Source organism: Streptomyces sp. CO7 (assembly GCF_053474865.1).
This window is the reverse complement of record NZ_JBRIOU010000003.1, coordinates 94462-99511: the sequence shown is the minus strand read 5'-3', so window position 1 is coordinate 99511 and position 5050 is coordinate 94462. Positions and strand designations below refer to the sequence as shown.

The window sequence follows — 5050 nt, the reverse complement described above, 5'->3', positions numbered from 1 at the left end:
GAGGCTGGACGGCGGCCAGTCCGCAGACGGTGGCGGCCACCGATCCCAGGGCGACGACCGGCCACAGGAGCCCGCCGTCCAGCCTCAGCAGCAGCCAGCCGCCGATGACCGGGCCGAGCGCGGTGCCCAGGCCGAACATGAAGTGGAAGCCGCCGATGTAGCGCGACCTCAGGTGCAGGGGTCCGGCGCCCGAGGGGTAGGCGAACACCGAGGGGCCGCCGATGATCTCGCCGAGCGACCAGACCAGCGTGCCGATGACCACGGCGGCCGGCCCGATCGGCAGCCCGTACAGCGCGACCCCCGCGCCGACCACCGCGAAGCCCAGGCCGATGGTGACCTTCAGCGGCCAGGTCTGCGCGTACTTGGTGACCAGGAGCTCGAAGGCGACGACCACGAAGCCGTTCAGGGCGACGGCGAAGGTGTACCAGAACATCGCCATGCCCACGTCCTGCATGTAGAGCGGCAGGGTCGAGGTGTACTGGACGTAGACGGCCGCGTGGCAGAAGGCGGCGACCAGGTAGAGCGCGAACCGCCGGTCCCGCAGGACGGCCGCGTAGCTGCCGCGCCCGGACCCCTCGCCCTCGCCCGGTGTCCGCCCGGTCCGACCCGCCCGGGCCGGCAGGGTGGCCCGCGCGGCGACGGCGTAGAGCAGCGCGAGCAGCGCCTCGCCCCAGAAGAGCAGGACGTACCCCTGTCCGCCGGCGTGGTAGAGGCCGTAGCCGACCAGCGGCGCGGCGGTCGCGCCGACGTTCAGCCCGAACCGGTACATCGCGAAGATCATCACGTGGCGGTCGGGCGGCGTCAGCTCGGAGAGCAGGGTCGCCGAGGCGGGCCGGAAGAGCTGGGCGGACAGGCCGGCCAGGGCGACCGCCGTGAGCAGCAGGGGCAGGCCGGGCAGGTAGAGCAGGGAGGCCGTCAGGACGGCGGTGCCGGCCATGGACACCACGGTCGCCGCGCGCACCCCCAGCCGGTCGACCGCCGTGCCGCCGACGAGCGATCCCAGGACGGCTCCCGCGCCGTAGAAGCCGAGCGCCGTCACCGCGTCGCCGGGCGAGTGGCCCTCCGCGGTCAGGAACAGGACGAGGAAGATGTTGAGGAACCCGCTGAGCCGGTTGACCAGGACGCCGGCCAGCACGGTCTTCACCGCGAGCGGAGCCTCCCGCAGGGTGCCCCAGACGGTGGCCGGGGCCTTCGCGGGGCCGCCGGGTTCGCTCAGCTGCTGGTCAGACGCCACGGTGGCCTCCTCGCGTATCGTCAGGCGCACCGCGGCCCGCACCTGGTCCTCCAGTGCGTCGAGCTGCTCGGGGGTGGGCGCGTCGATCAGGAAGGTGACCGCGCGGTCGTCGGAGCTCTCCAGCGGACCGAGGCGGGCGCCCCGGTCCTTGAGGACCAGGACCGCGCGCAGGGTGGGCGGCGCGTCGACCGGGCCGGCCTCCGTCTCGGGCCACATGCCGCCGTCACCGACCCATGCGGCGCTCACCCCGGGCCAGTCGACCAGGACGTCCTCGAGGACGCCCTCCTCGTGCTCCAGGTAGATCTGGCGGGCCCAGCGGCGCGGCTGCGGGTACGAGGCCGTCTCCCCCAGCGCGATCCGGACGATCTCCGGCTCCAGCGGGGCGCCGGTGGCCAGTTGGTACAGGGCCAGCAGGCCGTCGCCGGGGGTGCGCGCGGCGACCTCCATGAGGTGGGGCCGGCCGCCCGGCGCCAGCCGCCACTCGGCGTGCGCGATGCCGTCGCGGAAGTCCAGGGCCTCCAGCATCGCCCGGTTGGCGTCCAGCAGTTCCTGGTCCTGTCCGGGGCGCACCCCGGGCACGGAGTGGGAGAGTTCCACGAAGGTCCGGGCGGCCGACTCGGTGGTCTCCTTCCGGGTGACCGCCGCGAAGATCACCTTGCCGTCCTGGACCAGGCTCTCCACCGAGTACTCCTGGCCCAGGGCCTTCTGCTCGACCAGGACCGTCTCGTGGCCGGGGTAGGCGGCGACCACCTCGCGCAGCGCGGCGGCGTCGGCGACGGTCACCACGCCCGAACTCGAGTGGCGGGTCGCCGGTTTGGCCACCACGGGGTACTCCAGGGCGTCCGCGTCCAGCGCGGCCCTCTCCCCCGGCGGCACCACCGTGGAGGCGGGGGAGAACTCCTCCAGGTACCAGCGCTGCAGGTACTTGCTGCGGCAGACCTTGGTGGCCCGCAGGCCCGGGCCGCGCAGGCCGAGGACGTCGCCGAGCAGTCCGGTGGGCTCCACCAGGGTCTCGCCCACGGCGTAGGCGCCGACGATCGTGTACCGGTGGCTCCAGTCGCGGGCCCGCGCCACGAAGCCCGCGGTGAACGAGCCCTCGTGGTCCAGGGATCCGTCGACGAAGGCGATCTCGTCGACGAGGGACGCGGGGTGGCCGGGGTCGGCCATGCAGCGGCCGGCGTGCTCGCGGTAGCTCTCGGGGGTGATCAGCAGGACCTTGAGTCCGCGGTCGGCGAGCTCCCGCAGGTAGCGGGTGTTGCGGCAGACGACCCAGAAGGCCCCGGTGAGGACGAACGCCTCGGGTCGGTCGGTGCGGTTCATGCCAGGGTTCCTTCCCTGTCGTCGGCGAGCTCGGGAGCGGTCTCGTGGAACACGGCGGGCAGCCCTGCCGCCGCCAGGGAGTCCAGCCAGGAGGCGGCGTCCTCGGGCGGGGCGGGCCGGTTGGCCCCGGCCCGCAGCGCCCCGTCCAGCAGCCGGGTCACCCCGAAGGCCAGGGGCAGCGAGACGCACCGGGCCATCGCGCTCTCGTCGGCCTCGCCGGTGACGTCCAGCAGGTAGGAGCCCTGCCAGCGGGCGCCGGAGGCGGTCCGGACGTCCAGCGCGACGGAGAGCACCACCCGGTCGCGGTCGGTCGCGGTGGTGGGGTGACGGGCGGCCAGTTCGGCGGCCAGGTCCCGCAGGCGCCGCTGGTCGCCGCCGCGCACGGTGGCGAACACGTCCTGCCAGGCGTCGTGCCAGCCGGCGTTGCGCAGGGTGCCGCGGACGAAGGTGCGCAGCCGCCAGCCCTCGGGTATCCCGTACTGGCCGACGAAGGGCACGCTGTCGCGGTTGGGGTAGACCTCGAACTCCTCGCCGCCCAGCCGGTGGACGCGGGTGGCCTCCCAGGGGCGCTGGACGGTGCGGACCTCGCCGCCGTGCACGTGGCGGGCGGGCGTGCCCAGTGCCGCGAGCACCCCGTACGGCGCCCAGCTGAAGCGGTAGCGGAAGTCGTTGGGGACGGCGGGGACCCCGCCGCAGTAGGAGACGAGGTCGGCCGTCTCCGCGGTGTCGCCGACCGCCTCGCGGGCGAGCTCCACCAGCCGGTGGGCCATCAGGTGGTCCACCCCCGGGTCGATCCCCGCCTCGGCGAGCACCGCCAGGCCCTGGGCGCGCGCCTCGGCGGCCAGGCCGGCGAGTTCCTCCGACAGGTAGCTGGTGCAGGCGAAGTGGGCGCGCGCCGCCAGGGCGGTCCGCAGCAGCCGCGGGTGCTCGCCCGCGGGCAGCATCGACACGACGACGTCGCCCGCGCCCAGCGCGGCGGCGAGCGCCTGGTCGGTGAGGGCGCGGGTCTCCGCGCGGCCGGCGAGGCCCAGGGCGTCGAGGCGGGCAGCGGCCCGTTCGGCGGTCCTGTCCCACAGGACCACCCGGGCGGCCCGGTCGCAGACCAGCCGCAGTCCGGACGCCCCGGTGGACAGCCCGGTGCCGATCCAGTGCACGACGCCGCTCGCGGGCGCCGCCTCCTGCCCGGGCTCCCTCGCGGGACCCGTCTGCGGGGTGCGGTCAGCGGACATGACTCTCCCTCTCGTGGTGGTCGTCGGCGACGGTGGTGGCGACGGCGGTCTCGAACGAGCGCAGCGCGCGCCGCCACGCCGGGCCGCTCCCGCCGAGCAGGGCGAGCTGCGGGGCCAGCTCCGCCGAGAAGGCGCGGCTGCTCTCGGCGGGCAGAAGCGACGGCAGGTTGTCGATGGCGACGATCTCGGCGGGCGGGCCGTCGCAGGCCAGCGGGCGCACCGGGCTGTCCCAGTCGGTGACCTGGTCGTACACCGGCAGGACGTTGCACTCGGAGGTCACGTCGCAGGTGACGTCGGAGACCAGGGAGAGCCGGCGTCCCGGTGCGTCCAGGTCCTCGCGGCGCAGGAAGGGGGGCACCGGCCGGGTGGTCAGCACGGTGTTCACCAGGAGGTCGTGGGCGAGCAGCGCCCGGCGGTCCAGGTCGCGGGTCTCCTCGACGTCCCACCGGGTGGCGTCCACCCCGCCGGCGGCCAGCGCGTCGCAGGCTCCCCGGCCGCAGCGGCCGAGCGCCCCGATCACCAGGGCGCGGCAGTCCTGGTCCGCGCCCTCGCGCAGCAGGGCGTCCAGCTCCTCCTTGGCGAGCGGTCGCAGCGGCGGCTTGAGCATGCCCCGGCGGTACAGCAGGGCGAGTGCCGCGCCGACGTAGCCGGCCCAGTAGCCGAAGGCCGCGAGTCGGCGGCCGTCCTCGTCCACCAGGTACTCCAGGTCGAGCAGCGCGCCCCCGCCGGCGGCGAACCGCCCCAGCAGTTCGCCCGCGCCCTCCTGCCCCTTGTAGGCGTGACCGAAGAAGATGTGACGGTGCTCCAGGCGGGCCGGGCCGGCGGGGAGTTCCTTGAGGCCCAGGACGTAGGCGTCGCGCGGGGCGTCGGTCCAGCTTCCGGCGGGGGCGGTGCGGCAGCCGGCGGCGGCGTACTCCTCCAGGGGGAAGACGCGCCGGCCGGACTCCTCGACGGTGATCACGACGCCCTGGCGGACCAGTCGTCCGGCGTCCTCGGGGACGAGCGGGGCGCGTCGCTCACTGGCGCGGGTCTCGTGCCGCATCCACAGGTGCGGGGTCTCCGGCATGGTCGCGGAACCTTCTCTCTCGGCGGTGGCGTGCGAGGGTCGTGCGCAGGGACGGTCGGAGGACCGGTCGGTGGTCACAGGACGGGGATGCGGGCGTTGGCCAGCGGGCGGTAGGCGGGTGCGGCGGGCAGCGTGGCCGGGTCGAAGCCGGCCGCCAGGAGTTCCTGGACGACGGCCCGGGCGACGGTGACGGCGAGCGTG

At 75.1% G+C, this 5050-nt stretch carries 3 protein-coding genes; all 3 read right to left on the bottom strand.

Features of this window, described 5'->3' with window-relative positions; all coding sequences use genetic code 11:
* The coding region (locus tag ACOV8S_RS10315; RefSeq protein WP_448317488.1) for an MFS transporter at positions 1–2554 on the bottom strand (2554 nt) is incomplete at its 3' end.
* A complete protein-coding gene (locus ACOV8S_RS10310) occupies positions 2551–3783 on the bottom strand; it encodes a saccharopine dehydrogenase C-terminal domain-containing protein (protein ID WP_448317487.1) in 1233 nt (410 codons plus the stop codon). The genes ACOV8S_RS10315 and ACOV8S_RS10310, both read right to left, overlap by 4 nt.
* Positions 3773–4849 (bottom strand): saccharopine dehydrogenase, encoded by a 1077-nt coding sequence (locus ACOV8S_RS10305; RefSeq protein ID WP_448317486.1) that lies wholly within the window; start codon positions 4847–4849, stop codon positions 3773–3775. The genes ACOV8S_RS10310 and ACOV8S_RS10305 overlap by 11 nt, the downstream gene beginning before the upstream one ends.
* Between the last annotated feature and the right edge of the window lie 201 nt (positions 4850–5050).